Source organism: Microcoleus sp. SVA1B4 (assembly GCF_036700545.1).
Taxonomy (GTDB): Bacteria; Cyanobacteriota; Cyanobacteriia; order Cyanobacteriales; family Microcoleaceae; genus Microcoleus.
The window spans coordinates 13,728-31,493 of sequence record NZ_JAUBPB010000007.1; the positions used below are offsets into that span (position 1 = coordinate 13,728).

Annotated in this window: 23 protein-coding genes; 16 read left to right on the forward strand and 7 right to left on the reverse strand. The window is 44.8% G+C overall.

The window, feature by feature from the left end; translation table 11 throughout:
- Positions 1-2,204, reverse strand: a 2,204-nt coding sequence (locus QT987_RS05355; RefSeq protein WP_333237958.1) for a DUF4114 domain-containing protein, incomplete at its 3' end; no start/stop codon positions are given.
- A gap of 102 nt (positions 2,205-2,306) precedes the next feature.
- Complete coding sequence (locus tag QT987_RS05360) at positions 2,307-2,492, reverse strand: hypothetical protein (protein ID WP_333103367.1); 186 nt, start codon at positions 2,490-2,492, stop codon at positions 2,307-2,309.
- A 111-nt stretch (positions 2,493-2,603) separates the two neighbouring features.
- Between QT987_RS05360 and bchI the strand changes: the two genes are divergently transcribed.
- Together bchI and ruvC are read left to right on the forward strand one after the other, a co-directional pair.
- Entirely contained in the window at positions 2,604-3,719 is a 1,116-nt protein-coding gene (bchI, locus tag QT987_RS05365) for a magnesium chelatase ATPase subunit I (protein ID WP_333237961.1), read from the forward strand.
- Positions 3,720-3,808: 89 nt separating this feature from the next.
- Entirely contained in the window at positions 3,809-4,342 is a 534-nt protein-coding gene (gene ruvC, locus QT987_RS05370) for a crossover junction endodeoxyribonuclease RuvC (protein WP_333054731.1), read from the forward strand.
- Positions 4,343-4,349: 7 nt separating this feature from the next.
- Here the strand turns inward: ruvC and QT987_RS05375 are convergent, their stop codons facing one another.
- A complete protein-coding gene (locus QT987_RS05375; RefSeq protein WP_333237962.1) occupies positions 4,350-4,919 on the reverse strand; it encodes a Uma2 family endonuclease in 570 nt (189 codons plus the stop codon).
- Positions 4,920-5,181: 262 nt separating this feature from the next.
- Between QT987_RS05375 and QT987_RS05380 the strand changes: the two genes are divergently transcribed.
- The gene (locus QT987_RS05380) at positions 5,182-5,556 is read left to right on the forward strand and encodes a hypothetical protein (protein ID WP_015179219.1); all 375 of its coding nucleotides are present in this window, start codon (positions 5,182-5,184) and stop codon (positions 5,554-5,556) included.
- 127 nt (positions 5,557-5,683) lie between these two features.
- On the opposite strand, the gene QT987_RS05385 is transcribed toward QT987_RS05380, so the two are convergent.
- On the reverse strand, positions 5,684-5,953 hold the full coding sequence (locus QT987_RS05385) for a hypothetical protein (RefSeq protein ID WP_333138436.1): 270 nt from the start codon (positions 5,951-5,953) through the stop codon (positions 5,684-5,686).
- A 220-nt stretch (positions 5,954-6,173) separates the two neighbouring features.
- On the opposite strand from QT987_RS05385, the gene QT987_RS05390 reads away from it, so the two are divergent.
- From QT987_RS05390 to QT987_RS29860, 4 genes are all read left to right on the forward strand, one after another.
- The gene (locus QT987_RS05390; protein ID WP_333237964.1) at positions 6,174-7,397 is read left to right on the forward strand and encodes a hypothetical protein; all 1,224 of its coding nucleotides are present in this window, start codon (positions 6,174-6,176) and stop codon (positions 7,395-7,397) included.
- Between the two features lie 10 nt (positions 7,398-7,407).
- Positions 7,408-7,641, forward strand: a complete 234-nt coding sequence (locus QT987_RS05395; RefSeq protein ID WP_333237966.1) for a hypothetical protein — start codon at positions 7,408-7,410, stop codon at positions 7,639-7,641.
- A 169-nt stretch (positions 7,642-7,810) separates the two neighbouring features.
- Entirely contained in the window at positions 7,811-8,470 is a 660-nt protein-coding gene (locus tag QT987_RS05400) for a restriction endonuclease subunit R (RefSeq protein WP_333237968.1), read from the forward strand.
- Between the two features lie 21 nt (positions 8,471-8,491).
- Positions 8,492-8,722, forward strand: a complete 231-nt coding sequence (locus QT987_RS29860) for a hypothetical protein (protein ID WP_445299609.1) — start codon at positions 8,492-8,494, stop codon at positions 8,720-8,722.
- A gap of 210 nt (positions 8,723-8,932) precedes the next feature.
- On the opposite strand, the gene QT987_RS05410 is transcribed toward QT987_RS29860, so the two are convergent.
- The 3 genes from QT987_RS05410 to QT987_RS05420 form a co-directional block, all read right to left on the reverse strand.
- Positions 8,933-9,268 (reverse strand): ribulose bisphosphate carboxylase small subunit, encoded by a 336-nt coding sequence (locus QT987_RS05410; protein ID WP_190745620.1) that lies wholly within the window; start codon positions 9,266-9,268, stop codon positions 8,933-8,935.
- 45 nt (positions 9,269-9,313) lie between these two features.
- A complete protein-coding gene (gene rcbX, locus QT987_RS05415; protein ID WP_333237970.1) occupies positions 9,314-9,724 on the reverse strand; it encodes a RuBisCO chaperone RbcX in 411 nt (136 codons plus the stop codon).
- Positions 9,725-9,861: 137 nt separating this feature from the next.
- Positions 9,862-11,292, reverse strand: a complete 1,431-nt coding sequence (locus tag QT987_RS05420) for a form I ribulose bisphosphate carboxylase large subunit (RefSeq protein ID WP_333045238.1) — start codon at positions 11,290-11,292, stop codon at positions 9,862-9,864.
- Between the two features lie 619 nt (positions 11,293-11,911).
- On the opposite strand from QT987_RS05420, the gene QT987_RS05425 reads away from it, so the two are divergent.
- The 9 genes from QT987_RS05425 (at position 11,912) to QT987_RS05465 (ending at position 17,750) form a co-directional block, all read left to right on the forward strand.
- Entirely contained in the window at positions 11,912-13,669 is a 1,758-nt protein-coding gene (locus QT987_RS05425; protein WP_333237973.1) for a serine/threonine-protein kinase, read from the forward strand.
- Between the two features lie 83 nt (positions 13,670-13,752).
- Positions 13,753-14,130 (forward strand): hypothetical protein, encoded by a 378-nt coding sequence (locus QT987_RS05430; RefSeq protein ID WP_333054740.1) that lies wholly within the window; start codon positions 13,753-13,755, stop codon positions 14,128-14,130.
- Between the two features lies 1 nt (position 14,131).
- A complete protein-coding gene (locus tag QT987_RS05435) occupies positions 14,132-14,515 on the forward strand; it encodes a toxin-antitoxin system TumE family protein (RefSeq protein ID WP_333054741.1) in 384 nt (127 codons plus the stop codon).
- A 90-nt stretch (positions 14,516-14,605) separates the two neighbouring features.
- Positions 14,606-15,085, forward strand: a complete 480-nt coding sequence (locus QT987_RS05440; RefSeq protein WP_333237975.1) for a hypothetical protein — start codon at positions 14,606-14,608, stop codon at positions 15,083-15,085.
- A 64-nt stretch (positions 15,086-15,149) separates the two neighbouring features.
- Positions 15,150-15,950 carry a hypothetical protein gene (locus QT987_RS05445; protein WP_333237977.1) on the forward strand — a complete coding sequence of 267 codons (801 nt, stop codon included), beginning with the start codon at positions 15,150-15,152 and terminating at the stop codon, positions 15,948-15,950.
- Positions 15,951-16,199: 249 nt separating this feature from the next.
- Positions 16,200-16,469 carry a hypothetical protein gene (locus QT987_RS05450; protein WP_333237979.1) on the forward strand — a complete coding sequence of 90 codons (270 nt, stop codon included), beginning with the start codon at positions 16,200-16,202 and terminating at the stop codon, positions 16,467-16,469.
- Between the two features lie 153 nt (positions 16,470-16,622).
- A complete protein-coding gene (locus QT987_RS05455) occupies positions 16,623-17,039 on the forward strand; it encodes an aspartyl protease family protein (protein WP_333237981.1) in 417 nt (138 codons plus the stop codon).
- A gap of 148 nt (positions 17,040-17,187) precedes the next feature.
- A complete protein-coding gene (locus tag QT987_RS05460; protein ID WP_333054747.1) occupies positions 17,188-17,454 on the forward strand; it encodes a type II toxin-antitoxin system ParD family antitoxin in 267 nt (88 codons plus the stop codon).
- Positions 17,451-17,750 carry a type II toxin-antitoxin system RelE/ParE family toxin gene (locus QT987_RS05465; RefSeq protein WP_333054748.1) on the forward strand — a complete coding sequence of 100 codons (300 nt, stop codon included), beginning with the start codon at positions 17,451-17,453 and terminating at the stop codon, positions 17,748-17,750. Before QT987_RS05460 ends, QT987_RS05465 begins: the two co-directional genes overlap by 4 nt.
- Positions 17,751-17,766 lie beyond the last annotated feature (16 nt).

Below are 17,766 nucleotides of genomic sequence, written 5' to 3' on the forward strand. Positions count from 1 at the left end.
ACAATCGGGTCTTGGACGATTGGGTCTTTAACAATCGGGTCTTGGACGATTGGGTCTTTAACAATCGGGTCTTGGACGATTGGGTCTTTAACAATCGGGTCTTGGACTATTGGGTCTTTAACAATCGGGTCTTGGACTATTGGGTCTTTAACAATCGGGTCTTGGACTATTGGGTCTTGGATTATGGGGTCTTTAACAATTGGGTCTTGGACTATTGGGTCTTTAACAATCGGGTCTTTAACAATCGGGTCTTGGACTATGGGGTCTTTAACAATTGGGTCTTTAACAATTGGGTCCTTAACAATTGGGTCTTTAACAATTGGGTCTTTAACAATTGGGTCTTTCGCATAAGCAATAAGTGCGTTGCCCAAATCAGTTTTCCGCCACTCTTTATCGGGGTTAATCACACTATCCACCAAAGCAGTTGTTGCCGTTGCACCCCGCACTTGGAAAATGATATCATTATAATCCCTGTCACTCCCTGCATCTAACCGCATATCCTCCATGACAAAGGTATTGCCTTCTCCCGTGACATCGGCAATTTGACCAAAGTGAAATCCCTCCACAGGATTCGCCATTGCCATAGAAAATAAAGGACGTTGATTGCCCCCAACAGTCGGATTATCGTAAACGAATTTGACGCTACCGTTGGGTACCAACATCACCCCATATTTACCACCAGCAGTTACGGCAAAACTCTTGACTCCTAAGTAGACTCCTTCGTTAGCATTACTCTCTCCTAACAAACCGGAAAACCGGGCGCCTTCTGTAGCATCATTAATCACTACATGACCTTTCACCGAGTTACTTAAAGAACGCGCAGCTACTTCTTTAATGAATGCTTCCGAACCAGGTTCAAATTTGTCTAAATCGTCTAAGCTGAAAATAGCTAACTCACCTTGGAACCTCCCACCATCAAATGTGTAGTCTACACTGATTCGACCAGTTTCATCGGTAGTAAATACCCCCGATGTAAAGGGAGAAACTAACTTTTTGTCCGTAGTCGGTTCGGGTTCTTTTTGGGTTTCAGTTGTTGCTACGGTAGTAGTTGAATTCTCTTTCTCTGTTTCTTCCCCGTTGCTAGTGTCAGTATTTGTTTCGTCTTCTGGCTTGCTGGCATCTGGGGAAATAGTAACTACAGTCTCGCCTGTTTTTGGTTCTTGAGTGGCAACTGTTTCGCCTGCAACTGCATCTGTTTTGGCGGCGGCTGTGCTATTTGGATTGTTTGTGGCAGCAGTTTCGCTGGGTTCTTCGGCGGTTGAAATTGCCGAATCGGTTGGTGGTTTCTCTGGTGCGATTTCCCCCGCTGATGTAGTCTCTTCATTTGGCAGTTCTTCGCTAGCTGATTCAGTCGTGGCTACAGGTTTTTCCGGTTCAGATGTGAGAGTTGTTTCGGAGTCTGTAGTGACTGGTTTGTCGGTAGTTGTTGATGTTTCTGTGGCAGATTCAGTCGTTGCTACAGGTGGTTCCAGTTCAGAGGTGAGAGTTGTTTCGGAGTCTGTAGTGACTGGTTTGTCGGTAGTTGTTGATGTTGTTTCTGCCGCAGATTCATTCGTTGCTACAGGTTTTTCTGGTTCAGATGTGAGAGTTGTTTCGGAGTCTGTAGTGACTGATTTTTCGGTAGTTGTTGAGGTGATTTCTGCCGCAGATTCACTCGTTGCTATAGGTTTTTCCGGTTCAGATGTGAGAGTTGTTTCGGAGTCTGTAGTGACTGGTTTGTCGGTAGTTGTTGATGTTGTTTCTGCAGTCACAGTCTTGTCATCAACAGGAGTTCCTGTAATTACATCTATGTTTACAGTCGGTTTTTCCGAAGTTTCGGCGCTGTTTGAGGGAAGTGGAGAATCTAATTGTGCACCGGTGAGGGTGTCTGCGTCGGATGGTTTTTGAGTGCTGGTTGGTGCTAAATTCAGCGTGTATTTGATGTCGCCACTAATTTGCAAAACTTTGACTGAATAGTCTCCGGCTAGTAAGCTGTCAACACTAATTGTTTCTGCACTGGTTCCCGCGTTGGTGGAACTGTAAAGTGTTGCGCCACTAGAGTTTAACAAAAATACGTCGGCATTCCCGCTCAAACTGTCGATCGACAATTGGAAACTTCCCGGACTGTTGATGTTAAATTTGTAAAGGTCAAAAATATTTGTAGTGTCAACACTACCTGTGTAGCTTGTGCTGCCAGTCAATGCCCCGATGTTAAGTTCAGTCATACTACCCCTGAAAAATAGTTGGTTGAAAACGCTCTTAATTATCTATCTGGGGGAAGTTGAGGTTTTTATGCGAAGGGCGGTGAATCGTTACATAAGTTTACATTAGGGTTGCCGATCGCCCAAAATTTGCAATCTACCCGCATTTAATTTACTGGTGATTTTGCTTAAAACTCCTGTGGGGAGTAGGGGTTGGGCATCCTGCCCGCCCCAAAGGTGCAATTTAAATACAGAAAAGCTTAGTTGCACTTCACTGCGGAAAGACCAAAGTGCGTGAAAGTCAACAGTCACACGCCACCAGTCAAAGATTTCTGGCCCTCACGCATCCTACAAGTGCGATCGCCCCAGAGAATCCCTTATCCCCTACAATAAACAAGCAATTATTATATTTTGAGTTATCCTGTGAGTCCTACTGCCGAAGTCAGCAATACCCTAAATGCGGGCGCTCTACCAACCGTTACCGCTACCGCAGCCCGCCGCGCTGTTTTTCCCTTCACTGCAATTGTTGGCCAGGAGGAGATGAAACTGGCGCTGCTGTTGAATGTCATCGATCCCAAAATTGGCGGGGTGATGATTATGGGCGATCGAGGTACTGGGAAATCTACCACAATCCGCGCCCTCACTGATTTGCTGCCGGAAATTGAGGTGGTGGCTGACGATCCTTTTAACAGTCATCCCAGCGATCCAGATTTGATGAGTGACGAAGTGCGCGATCGCACTTTATCTCAAACTGACATTAAAATCGCCCGCAAAAAAGTCCAAATGGTAGACTTGCCTTTGGGCGCTACCGAAGACCGAGTTTGCGGTACGATCGACATCGAGAAAGCTTTGTCAGAAGGTGTTAAAGCTTTTGAACCCGGCCTTTTAGCTAAAGCTAACCGCGGCATTCTGTACGTTGATGAAGTCAATTTGCTCGACGATCATTTAGTCGATGTTTTGCTCGACTCGGCCGCCAGCGGTTGGAATACTGTTGAAAGAGAAGGCATTTCGATCCGCCACCCGGCTAAGTTTATTTTAATCGGTTCCGGGAATCCAGAAGAAGGAGAATTGCGGCCGCAGTTGCTCGACAGATTCGGGATGCACGCAGAAATTCGGACTGTAAAAGACCCGAATTTAAGAGTGGAAATTGTCGAACAGCGATCGAGTTTTGACCAAAATCCGCCGGAGTTTCTCGCGAAATATCAGCACGAACAAGATGATATGCAGCAGAAGTTGGTGGAAGCTCAGGAAAGGTTGAAATCGGTAACTATCGATCGAGAGTTGCGGGTAAAAATCTCCCAAGTGTGCGCGGAATTGGACGTAGACGGGCTGCGGGGCGATTTGGTGACGAATCGGGCTGCGAAAGCTTTCACGGCTTTGGAATGCCGCACAGAGGTGACTGTGGACGATATTCGCCGGGTGATGACTCTGTGTTTGCGGCACCGGTTGCGGAAAGACCCGCTAGAATCAATAGATTCGGGGTATAAAGTGACTAAAGTTTTCGATCGGGTATTCGGCCTAGAAACAACTGAGGGGTAATTAATAATTGGTAATTGGTAATGGGTAGTGAGGAAACATTTCCCAAATTTTTAATGCCTCCTTCCCAGTTCCAATTACTAATTCTGGCAATGGAAAAACGAATTTTAGGATTAGATCCGGGCTTAGCAAATCTTGGCTACGGGGCAATTTCCTGTCAAATTGTCCCCGGCAAACAAGATAAAAACAGCGTTTCCATGATTGATTGCGGCGTCATACAAACAACGCCAAAACAGGAAATGGGACAGCGCTTGAAAACAATTTACGACGATTTGCACGAGGTAATTGAACAGATTAAACCTGATATAGCAATTGCCGAAAAACTGTTCTTTTACAAGATGGGAAATACCATACTTGTAGCGCAAGCGCGGGGCGTTTTGACGCTAGTATTGGCGCAGTGTGGAGTGCCGTTGTTCGAGTTTACGCCGGCTCAAATTAAGCAAGCTTTGACGGGCCGCGGTAATGCGGATAAATCCGAAGTGCAAGATGCCGTGGCGCGGGAGTTGGAGTTGGGTTATATTCCGAAACCAGACGATGCGGCGGATGCTTTGGCGGTGGCTTTGACTGGTTGGTACGATGATGATATTTGTCCGAAGAAAATACAGTTGGAAACAGGAAAAATTTGATGCAATATCAAATCATCGGCAAATTAAGCACAAATCCGGGCAAGACATCTTCTCCCGATAAACTGACAGGAAATTGTACAATCTCTACTTCGCGAGAAGGGCGATAAATCTCCACTTTTTCGTCTAGAGGATTAATTAACCAACCCAAGCGTAAACCGCTGTTTAGATACTCCTGCATTTTCTCCTGAAGCGGCCGCAGCGGGTCTGGGCGCGATCGCAATTCAATGGCAAAATCAGGACAAATTGGCGGAAGTTTCTCTTGTTCTTCTGCTGTTAAAGCAGACCATCTTTCTAAGCTAACCCAAGCCACGTCTGGAGCTCGATAGCCATTATTAGGCAAGCGAAAAATTGTAGAAGAACTAAACACTCTCCCTAGCTGCGTTTGACGGTTCCACAAGCCCAAATCTGTAATTAAATAGGCTTCTCGATTGCCGCTGACTCCGCCTACGGGTGACATAATGATAATTTCTCCTTTAGGTGTCCGTTCAAATTGCCAATCTCGATTCATCTGGCATAAACGGTAAAACTGTTCGTCTGTTAGTTCGACAGTATCTAAGTTTAAAATAATGGTTGTCATTTTTCCTAACTCCCTAGAAATATGAATCCTGCAAACCTATTTTAGCGCCGCATTTTGTTAATTTTAACATCACTCCTCATAGCCTGGACTTAAGCTTTAATACCAGGGCTTAAGCCCCAGCCCGACCATTGCGAAGTGCAAAATATTAGTTGAAAATGTAATTAAGTTCGATCGCCCAATTCCCACCCCAATCAAAAAAATGCTATAATATCACCTTTAATTGCTAAACTTATCCCGCCAACAGAGAACCCAGGAAAATAATATGGTGATTATTACCTCACAACAAATTGCCCAATTTCGCTCGCAATTAGCCGAATATCCCGAAGCCCTAAAAGCCCTAGACGCCATCGAAGATTGCGAAGGTAACATCGAAGATGCTGCGATATCTCTAGCAATTCAAGCCGGACAAGAACCGAATATCTCGGAAAATTGGTTAGACGGATTGGCCAAAAGATGCCGCGTTGCTATCTGCAAATCAGAGGTTAAAGAAGAGTTGACAAACGGACAATTGAATGCAGCATTTAGAGATTTAGTTGCAGCAAAAATTTGCCCTGATATTTTGGTGACTTCGGTGATTATTTATGTATTTAAAACTGGGGTGAATGATTTTTGTGAACCTCTCGAATATAAACTGTAAAGCCATCGCTGCATTTAAAAATTAGGTGAGGCGAAGCTATCCCGAAGGGTAGGGAATCGCCCTCTTTTCTCAAAACATGATACAACGAGACGATCCTCTTCGAGGGCTTCGCTAACGCACTTTTTCTCTACCCCTGTCCACTACTGTACCCAGCCAGCATCAAATCCGGCGACAAACCCAAAGATTTCCCCAGCAAACGAGCAAGTTGTACTAAAAAATTAGCAGTATCTTCGTCACCTTCGCGGGCCATTGAAGCCGATATCTGGATTAGCATTTGCACAAATCCCGCATCAATTAAATCGGAACAGGAACTCAAAACCTCTGGTTCTTGGCCGTTGGGACAGGTAAGCACTCGCTCGATTAAGTTCAAATAAGCCTCTTGGCGTTCTGGATTCATTTTGGGAGGAGCTGTACAGTAAATAATTTATTATTACGCTTAACTGATTCCTGTCAATCAGGCGATCGAATAAGCGATCCCCGTTTTTACTCTAGAAACTCCATTCAGTCGGGAATAGACAGAAGCTTAAAGAAAATCTTAAGTTTTTCAATGCTAGTTTAGTCGAGGTATGGTGCGCCGAAAATCACCCTACTATTCAAGGGAATTAGGAATATAAAAAATGAAAATAGGAATATTTTTAGGAAATCTAGGAAACCCCGCCATCTACTATCCCAAACTCGCCAAAATCACCGGCGGAGTCACAGCCAGTATTTTTCTGTGCCAATTATTGCAATGGCAATCACAACAGTCCAACTCCGGCGAATGGGTGAAAACTAACAGCGCAGAAATAGAAAAAGCCACCGGTTTAAATCAGGAAGAACAGGAATTAGCGAGAAAGCAGCTCAAAGTGCGATCGCTCCTGAAAGAAAAACTACCAAATCCCAACACCGACACCCTAGAACTCTGGGCGGACATTGACGCTTTCGAGGAAAAACTCAATAACTTTTGGACACCGAATCTGCCAGAAATTATAACACAGACAAGCCGCGAAAGCACCAATCGCCCTGTAGAAATAATCCCCGAAACATCACCCCCAAATCATGTAGTTAAAACCGACAAATATTTCGGGCAACCCCGCCAGCAAATAGCCGTTGCTGTAACGCCTCATTACCGATTTAGCGGCCCTTGGAATTCCCAAGAAGAACTTCACAATTTTCAGCGAGCTTTAGAAGCATATGCTCAAGAGCGCAACTTAGGATTCGGCAATCCTTCTGGATGGGCATTTAAAATTATTGACAGCATGACAAAAGGCTTAACCTCGACTTTTTGGGATGAATTTATCGCCGGAATTCCTTTAGGAGAAAGTCAGAAAGTTAAGCGAGATTGGGAAATCGAGCCGGAAGTGCCTTATCCTGCTTTTGAAGAAGAGCGAATTCAGTATTACGTGCACAAAGGAGAACCGCTAGAAGCAGCAGTATCTAAAGCCCGTGCTGACTTGAGAAACCCGGTTTTGGGCAAAGATTTGTGGGAGGGATTTCTGCGAAAGTGCGATCGCCTTGCTGATGATGCACTCAAAGCCAAACAGCAGGGCGTTGACACACCATATCTGCCCTCTTCCTTCAACGAAAAACCGCAAATCACCAAGGATAGCGTTATGCGGAAGTTAGGGGCGATCGCGCCGCAATTAGCCCTCAATCAATCCACATCTGAAACAATTGCTGAACCGCCAAAACTCGAACAAAAAGAGCTGCCAACCGCCGCCGAAATCCCCAGTATTTCCTCTTTGCAAAAAGCTTACCAAACTCCTCTCGGCAGAAGTATAGTTGAACAACAAATCGCTGCTAACCCAGAATGGGGCTATGAAATAGTTGACGGTGAAATAGTCGAATCAATCCCTTTTTAATGAGACGGATATGAAACGAATTAGCGATATCAATCCCCTGGGGGAAGAACGACCAAATCCTTCTGAGGAAGAGAGAGAAAAACTGCGGCAGGAAAGGTTGCAGCGAGAAAGAGATGAAGGATATCAAATGTTAGTTGAACTATGCAATTTAGGCGAATATGACATGGCCCAGCAGTTAGCAAATCGACATTTTAATTGGGGTTATGAAATAGTTGATGGAATTGTGATGGAAAGGATAGATTAGGTTCGCAGTTATCCCTTTTGTCACTTTCATGGGCGGGCAAGATGCCCGCCCCACAAAAAAATTAATATGTCGTGGAACAGGCATCTTGCCTGTTCCTAAGAATGGTACAAATTGACTATCACAATCTCTATGTTATAATTATAACTAAAACTTAAATACTTATCAAAACATGACAACAACTATTAACGCCAAAAATATAACTCTCGGTGAAGTCTGTCAATTTTTGAAATTCCAAGAGCAGCTTAATAATGACACGTACACAAATTTTTTATCCTTAGAATCCTTAACAGAGATAGAACAGTTAGAACTCGCCCAAATCCGCAACGATTTTCGCGAATACCTCTCAGTGGAAAGAGTCTCTGAAGGACTGGTACAAGCTCTAACTACCTTTCCCTTAATGCGATTGGCTGGCTTCTACCGCCGCCCAATCAAGATGAGTCTAGAACAAGACATTGCTAACATAACTATAGAAGATGAAGACACAACGATTACAGGCAGATTTGACATTTTAGCAATCAATAAAGAGAAACAAATTGCCGCTGATATACCATTTTGGATTTTAGTAATAGAATCTAAAAATAGTCTAATTGCTCCCCGCGCAGGTTTGCCCCAACTCCTAACTTACGCCTCTAAAAGTTTAGAATATCAAGAGTCTGTTTGGGGATTGGCAACTAGCGGCGAGTTTTATCAGTTTGTCAATATCCGCAGAGGAAATCCCCCAACCTATCAGTTAATGCCCTTTCTGACTTTGATGGAGTCCGACTCTTCAGTTTTGTTGCTGCAAGTTTTAAAAGCTATTTGTAAGCTATCAGCAATGAGGATTAAATAATATCGACTTTCGTAGGTTGGGTTGAAGAATGAAACCCAACGCCCGGTAGATGTTGGGTTTCATCCTTCAACCCAACCTACAGAAGAAGCAGAAGCAGAAGGAGAGTTTTATCAGTTCGTCCATATCCGCAGAGGAAATCCCCCAACCTATCAGCTAATGCCATTTTTGACTTTGATGGAAGCCGAACCTTCAATTTTGTTGCTGCAAGTTTTAAAAGCTATTTGTAAGCTATCAGCAATGAGGATTAAATAATATCGACTTTCGTAGGTTGGGTTGAAGAATGAAACCCAACGCCCGGTAGATGTTGGGTTTCATCCTTCAACCCAACCTACAGAAGAAGCAGAAGCAGAAGGACTAAAGTCCTTACTACGAACGAACCTAAAAAAAGAGGCAGAGAAAATTCTCCGCCTCCAATCTGCAATGACTGTTAACCTAAAAGTTAGATTAGCCAGCCAATACTTTTTAGTAGCCTCTGGTGTTAGGCTTGTGGACGATGAAGCTGAGCACTTGGCATTGCTTCACGTTGTCAAAACCCATGACGCGGATGTAGCAGCTAGGATTTTCTTGACGGCAAGCTTGAACTTCAGCCATGATTTCTTGGACGCTGCGAGCACCAAACAAAGGCAACTTCCACAGAGTCCAGTAGCGCATTTCAGCAGCAGAGGTTTCGTTGAATTCTACGCCGGGAATGTAGCCTTGATCCAGGATGTACTGGAGTTGCTTGGCAATTTGGGCGTCTGTCAGCGGGGGCAAATAGGACAGAGTTTCGTAACGACGCTCTTTAGGTAAAGTCTTCATTTTTTGTATCTCTAAGGTGTGTGTTCGATCGCACTTGTCGATCGATTAACTCGACAAATTATCCAGATTCGGTTCAGAATCTATTGATGTTTCAGGATTACTGCTAGAAACAGACCAATTAAGTTGCGTAGTTCGCTCTAAATGCTGGCGTCTGTGTTCCATATTCGCCTGTTGAATGCCAGTACAAACCATTTCTGGCAAAAATTCCGTCACATCGTGAGCCAGATACTCTCGCACAGTCATGATCCGAAAGCCTAAATCTTGATTTTCCAAAAGCAACTCTTGAATATAAGCTTCTCCATCTTGGATTTTGCCCTTAGTGGAAAACTCATTCAACCAGATTGCCAGAGGAGGATTGGTTTCGCTCAACTGAGCGACCACCATCCGCACGGATTGATAGGTTAGGTAACTTGCCAGCACCTTAGCGGTGTCTTTCGCAACTTGTTTGAGATCCATTTTTGACCCCAGCTCCCTCAAATTTTAGATTTTGGATTTTAGATTTTGGATGCAAACTTACTTGTAAATCTTCTTCAAAGATAAAGACTTCCCAGCAAGTTTGCGACCTAAAACCTAAAATCTCAAACCAAAAATCCTTAAAGGGTATCCATTGCCTCGAACTCAAACTTGATTTCTTTCCAGAGTTCGCAAGCAACAGCCAGTTCAGGAGACCATTTGCAAGCTTCGCGAATTACGTCGCCGCCTTCGCGCATCAAGTTGCGGCCTTCGTTACGAGCTTGGACGCAAGCTTCCAAAGCAACGCGGTTAGCAGTTGCACCAGGTGCGTTACCCCAAGGGTGGCCCAAGGTGCCGCCGCCGAACTGCAAGCAGGAGTCGTCGCCGAAGATTTCCACCAAAGCCGGCATGTGCCAGATGTGGATACCACCAGAAGCAACCGGCATGACACCGGGCATGGAGGCCCAATCTTGGGTGAAGTAAATACCGCGGCTGCGGTCTTCTTCGATGTGGTCTTCGCGCATCAAGTCTACGAAGCCCATCGTGATGCCTTTTTCGCCTTCGAGTTTACCCACAACTGTACCGGAGTGCAGGTGGTCTCCACCGGACATCCGCAAGCACTTGGCAAGCACGCGGAAGTGGATACCGTGGTTTTTCTGACGGTCAATCACGGCGTGCATAGCGCGGTGAATGTGCAGCAAGATACCGTTGCGGCGGCACCATTTGGCCAAGGTGGTGTTTGCAGTGAAACCACCGGTCAGGTAGTCGTGCATGATGATGGGGGTTTTGATTTCCTTAGCGAACTCAGCCCGCTCCATCATTTCTTCGCAGGTGGGGGCAGTTACGTTGAGGTAGTGACCCTTGACTTCGCCGGTTTCTGCTTGGGCTTTTTCAATAGCTTCTTGAACGAACAAGAAACGATCGCGCCAACGCATGAACGGTTGCGAGTTGATGTTTTCGTCGTCTTTGGTGAAGTCCAAACCGCCGCGCAGAACTTCGTAAACGGCACGGCCGTAGTTCTTAGCAGACAGACCCAATTTGGGCTTAATTGTACAACCCAGCAAAGGACGGCCGTACTTGTTCAATTTGTCCCGCTCAACGGTAATACCGTGAGGAGGGCCTTGGAAGGTTTTCAGGTAAGCGATGGGAATCCGCAAGTCTTCCAACCGCAGAGCGCGCAGAGCTTTGAAACCGAACACGTTACCGACCAAAGAGGTCAGCAAGTTGGTGACGGAACCTTCTTCAAACAAATCCAAAGGATAGGCAATGAAGCAGATGTATTGGTTGTCTTCACCGGGAACTGGTTCGATGTCGTAGCAGCGACCTTTGTAGCGGTCGAGGTCGGTCAGGAGGTCAGTCCAAACAGTCGTCCATGTACCTGTAGAAGATTCAGCAGCCACAGCAGCTCCAGCTTCTTCTGGGGGAACTCCCGGCTGCGGTGTGACGCGGAAGGCAGCCAAAATATCTGTATCTTTCGGCGTGTAGTCCGGCGTGTAATACGTTAGTTTATAGTCTTGAACTCCGGCTTTATACCCAGCCTTTGATTGAGTTTGGGTTTGCGCGTAAGCCATATCTCGCTTCCTAGTATTCGCTTAATTTTTTTGCCCGATCGCAGGCTGTTAAAAATATATCAACAAAGTGTCACTCTCAAATTTTAATATTCTTTTAATCATCATAAGTATTATTTATTTTGCTTTACATTAAGCAAATATTTGTAACATATCTTATGAAATTCTAGGGGCGAAGGATGCAGGAGGAAAGGCTGGGGATCGCAGAGTGGGGGGGAATTTTGCTCGACCGAAAGATATGGTGCAGCAAGCGGAACAGCGGATCAATACGGTTTATGTAAAGAATTTAATACTTAAAAATCAGAATTTGTAATGGGTAATCGGCAAGGGGGAAGTAGTTAGAAATACCTAAAGTTATGGTTGGGAGTTAAGATCGATCGCCCGATCGATCTCAACTGTTATTCAGTATGTAGCAATCTAAAATCCAAAATCTAAAATCTAAAATCCCGTGAATCGGAGACCGCGAAGTCAAAAATCGACAGCATAGCACATAATATGGACAGGACTTGTGCTCTCAAACCCAATCCGTCGTTACAGCCATTTAACCTCGCTGAAAACCGGGTTTCTGGGTTAGCTGCGCGTAAGTCTACTATGGATATTTAGCCCCATTTTTACTCTGGTTGTGCCTCACCCCCCTTCAAAAGCCGTCCACTGCATCAATCCAGATTGCCCAAGGCCCTACCCTCAGACTTGGGGCAACAATTTTTGTCATAGTTGCGGAGCTCCGCTGCGGCTAAAAAATCGCTACGTGCCTCTAGAAAGCCTCGGTTCCGGGGGTTTTGCAGCAATTTTCACAGTCTGGGACACAGAAACTGAAACCGAGCGCGTCCTGAAAGTGTTGCTCGAAACGGCCCCGAAAGCCCTGAAACTGTTCGAGCAAGAAGCTTGGGTTTTGGCACTTTTGCGGCACCCTGGCGTCCCTAGAGTCGATCCTGACGGTTATTTTCACGTCCAAACACAAAATTTTGCAGGCGGGGAGGGAAATCCGGCGGCGAAGCGGCTGCCTTGTTTGGTAATGGAAAAGATTCACGGCAAAACTTTAGAAGAAGTTCTCGACGAGCACCCTCAAGGATGTCCGCAGGAATGGGTGTTTAGTTGGCTGAGTCAAGCTGTGGAAATTTTAGAGGAGTTGCACAGGAGTCAGATTATTCACCGCGACATTAAACCCTCAAATTTGATGCTGCGAGACCCGGAATCGCCCCAAGTTTTGCTAAGCAAGGGTTTGGGCGGACTGCAATTGGTGACGATCGACTTTGGGGGAGTTAAACAGATGGGCGGTGTCGAACCGGTGGGGAAAGATTCTCCGAGTTCGACGCGGTTGATTTCGCCCGGATACAGTCCGCCGGAACAAATTGTGGGAGGCGGTGTGGTGCCGGCGACGGATTTTTATGCGTTGGGGCGGACTTGCATTCACTTGCTGACGGGGAAGTATCCGGCGGAAATTGAAGATCCGATGACGGGAGAGTTGCGGTGGCGCCACATTGTATCTGTGAGTCCGCCTTTTGCGAATTTGTTGGACGATATGGTGCGATCGAACGTGCGGGAACGTCCGGCGACTGCTGGTGATGTTCGGGCGCGTTTGCAGGAGATTTATGCTAGGAGTAAGGGCAAAATTGCCATCGCCCCAATGGGTCAAGCTATTGTAGAATTCTGTCGGCAAGTAGTGGTGGCAGGGGCACAAAAAACGGCAAATTTGACGGTTGTGCTGTTCGGCGCGATCGCCCAAATCGTGGTAGCTTCTCTGGATACTGGCTGGGAAATGGTGCTGGGTGCCGTTGGTGGAAGTGCGGGGGCGATCGGCGGTTTGGTTTTGGGTTATGCTTCGCCTCTAGGCCCGGAAATTGCCAGTTTTCTGAATGAAGGTTTGCAGCAATTAATTCCTAATATGACTTTCGCTGTCGGGCCGGAAGTGCTGCTGTTTGGATTTGCGGGGTTCGGAACTGCGATCGGTTTGACGGATGCGGGGAGTTTTCGCCAGCAAAAACAGTATTGGCTGTCTGGATTGATGGGAGCTCAGGGTTATTTGTTGGCGGGTTTGTGCTGGATGGAAGCAACAGCTTCTAGTGGTGTGCAGGGGGTTATTTTGGGAGCTTTTGCGATCGCCTCTATGACTGTAGGAATGGGTTTGCGGAGTCATCAATTAGTTCACGCTTTGGTAGTGGCTGTTTTCTCTACGGGAATGTTTCTGTTTCTGAATGCGTGGAACATTTTTCCGGGGAGTTTCTTTGGGATTTTGTCACTGTCTAACGTTACCTTCGGCTGGCTGCAAGTTTGGGGCTCGATTGTGTTTTTTGGTTTGTTGGGAAGTGCGATCGGGCTTTGTTTGGGAGTTAGTCATTATTTAATTGTGCCTTTGTTAAGGTGGTTGGGATGGAAGTAATGGTTATGATTGTTTTGCGTAATATCAATTCCAATGCCACCGGATTTGGTATAATAATCTAAGCTTCAAAAGGAGTCACAAGAATGGCTGAAATCAAAATCATCTGTGAACGCCCAGACTCAATCCTGCGTTTCGTCACAGATGCGATTACTAAAGAGTTACAATTACTCGCCGATGGAATTAGAGTCACTGAGGAGAGATTGAGAGAGTTTGAAACTCAATATCAATTTTCCACTCAAGAGTTTTTAAGCAAGTTTAGCAATGATGAATTACATCATAGTCCCGACTTTGATGAGTGGATTGGTGAATCTAGGATGCTGAAGAGATTGCAAGATAATGCTAAGGAATTAAACAGTATTGAATTTTTTGTAACGCCGCAGTCCCGGCGGTATGGCACTATAGCCACAATCACCGCCGATTTAGCCACAGCTCAATTAGTGAGTGAAATGAGGGAGGCATAGTTTGTTCATTGAGGAGTATTTTGAGCAAATTCGGGAGGCTATTGCTGCTTGTACAGCAGTTGAGTCTTTTCAACTGACAGAAGCCAAACGTGATAGTTATACCGGGTTTTTGCGGGGGAGGGTTTACTTTCCAGATGGCTCATTACTTCATCTGCGCGAGTTTGTCTATGTAATTACAGAAGTTGAGCGGGATATGTATTCATATCACTATGTTAATTCGTCGGAAAATCTAATTTTTCGTTATGATAATGCTGACCATAAACCTAAGTTGAATTTACCTAATTTACCTCACCATAAGCATGAAGAGAGTGAAGAAAATATTGTGGCCTCTTCCGCACCCACGTTAGCTGAAGTGTTACATGAAATCAACAGGTTATTGTTGTAATATGTTCATAAATACCAAAGAAACCGGGTTTTTGCGGAGTCTACGGACGGTAACCAAGTATTTTCATGAAAACCCGGTTTATAGACTCTTATGCTAATCAAGTCGCTGTCAATTAAACCCGTCTCCAGATTATCAATAATTTGTGCGATCGCGATCGCCCTTGTCCTCAGCAGCCCCAATCTAGCCAAAGCCGAATCGCGAGAACAAGCCGTCGATCGATTGACCGATTTCTTATTCTACAGGGTTAATCCTCAGTTAAACCATCGCAAACTGCAAGCGGGCGATCGCGAATATAGCAATCAATGGCGGAGATTGCGCGAGGCGATCGATCCGCGAGTCAAGTCGGTACAAGAAGTCTGCTTTAGGCCAGCCCCAGGAGAGATAGGATGGGAATTCACCACAATTAACGGCGAAACCTACGAACAAACCTACGATTTACTTGCAGATACAATTTTTTACAGCCGCCATCCTCAACGAACCGGACAGCCCATTCCCAAAAGCGATCGGATCGGCATTAGTGAATGGTCAGCAATTCGACGCGAAATGTATATTTCCAATTGTGGACTGTGATACTCGATCGCCTTACGCCGCACGCAGCATTGATTGTAAAACGAAAGATTTTAAACCGATGAGTATGAAAAGTTGGATATGCGATCGCACTCTTATTACAACCAGAATTATTGCACCATTGATGGGACTAATCGCCATTGGATATACAAGTTTGGCGGATGCTGCCACACAGCAACAACTTCCCAGCATAAATAGTGCAAACATCGATACCACAACTAAAAAAAATTACCTGAATAATCCACCCGAAAATTCAACTATCGAGGCTTTAAATAAAAAAGTTCAAGTCAGCCTTGAAAATTCTGTAAATGCCCCAAGAAAAATACCTCTTCAACAAGGTATGCCATACAAAGAGGCGCGCCAAATCCTGATTCAACAAGGGTGGCAGCCCAGCTTACAAGGTCAACCTAACCTCAGAGATCGTTCGGTTAAAGAGCTATTTGATTTAGGATATAAAGAGATTAAGGATTGTTCGGGTACAGGAGAGGGGCCTTGTCGTTTTGAGTTTATCAATCAACAAGGAGAACTGCTAGTTGTAGTCGCTACAACAAGAGGTTCTGAAAATACAAAACGTTTTGTGAGGAATTGGTGGATTGAGAAAAAGACAGATAGCCCTCAACAAAAATCGTCATCAAACATAATTCAAGAAGGTCGTTATTGGTTGGGAGGTTCGGCTCAGGGTTTAGAGGTCAAGGGAAAACAATATCGATATTATGATGAGTCTAATATCGACCGACCGTGGCAACCTCTATCTGAGTTACAATATATCACAAAAGGCGTTGTGTTTGATGGAAAAAGTTATTGGTGTTTATCTACTCTCGCACCTAAAACAGGAGGAATTTCTTGTTCTAAAGATGGATGGAAATAAAAGATTTATTACCAGCTATATCTGGGATATTGATAATTTTTATTGGGTTTAATCGTGCTAACTAAATCACTTTCACTTAAGTCAAAATCGAAGTTTTTAGGGGTGTGTGCGTTAGCTATATCCCTTGTACTCGGTGGTTCCAATCTAGACTGTGCTACAGCGCGCGATTATGAATCACGAACTCAAGCTGTGGATAGGCTGACGGATTGGTTTTTTTATAGAGTGAATCCTCAATTGGGAGGTCGAAAATTGCGATCTGACGATTCTTCTGCCTACATCCGCGAATGGAATGCTATTCGTAATACAGTCGATCGAGAAATGATTACTACACAAGGAGATTGCGTCGGTGATGCTTTCTGGGACTTCGATTATCGTTATCATGGGCGATCGCTAGATCGGATTGCAGATACAATTTGGGATATCCGCGATCCATCGGGTGACAAAACTCGTGCAGATGTTTCTAAACAAGAATGGCAGAAGCTTCGTAATTCAATAATTAGAGAACATTTTTGCTATTAAGTTGCCATATTTCTCAACCCAATTTAAAGAATAAAGAACAACAGCGCTTTTAGTTACAAATATTGTTAAAATGTAAAATAGGCAACCTCGATTGTAGATCGTTTAGTCGAAAGGCAACGGCAACATTCTATAGCAAAACAAAAGGATAAAAAAATGGGCCGAGTCACCGCAACAATAACCGTCACCAATCACATCGATGAAATTCTGGGAGAAAGAGGGTTCATCCCCGCAGAGCAAATACGCTCTATCACCATCGATAACGTCTTAGTCGATACAGGCGCAACTCGACTCTGCTTACCAGCAGATATTATCAGTCAGTTGGGTTTGCCCATGCTAGGCGAAATCGACGGACATACGGCAATAGGAACCAGAAAATTTCGTCTATTCAAAGATGTCAGTCTTGCCGTAGCTGAACGGGAAGGCAGGTATGATTGTGTAGAAATTCCCGCAGGAGAAGAACCTTTACTCGGCTTAATTCCCCTCGAAGATTTGGGTTTAGAACCGGACTTTAAAAATCAGCGGTTGATTGTTTTGCCGGCGGAGGGAATGCAAAGCTATATTCGGGTGTAAAATCTAAATTATTAACGTTAAATGCTGGCTATACCTACATGAGAGCTTACTTGTCTCTGATTCATTGTTTAAAATCCCGATCGCAAAATTTGATAGTTTTTTGTTATTATGGGAAATAGTAGTTGACTCAAATAGGTGACTCAACGTAATGAACATATCCTTAACTCCCGAACTAGAGCAGTTTGTTCAGTCAACAGTCAACAACGGTAGATACTCATCAGCTTCTGAAGTGGTATGGGCTGCGTTACGATTGCTAGAACAACGAGAAATGGAACGCTTGGTGCGTTTAGAGGAACTCCGCAAGGAAATAATGATTGGAATTGAAGCTTCCGATCGCGGAGAGGTTTTTGATGGTGAAGAAGTGTTAAGAGAACTGCGTGAGGAGATTCAGCAAGCCGATGAGGGTGAAAAATGAGTCGATACACTTTGAGTGCCCCCGCCAAGCAAGATTTAAGGGAACTCACGAACTATCTGTTGCAGTTTAGCGCCAATGCAGCCAACCATTTTCTTAATGTTTTTCAGGAAAAATTTCGTTTATTAGCAGATTTTCCAGAAATGGGGCGCAGTCGTGAGGAATTAGCACCGTCTCTACGCAGTTTCCCTGTAGATAAATATGTAATTTTTTACCGCGTTATTAAAAATGGTATCCAAATTGAAAGGGTGTTGAGTGGTTATAGAGACTTTGAGGATGTTTTTGTAGAAGACAGATAATATTATATTTTTGCAC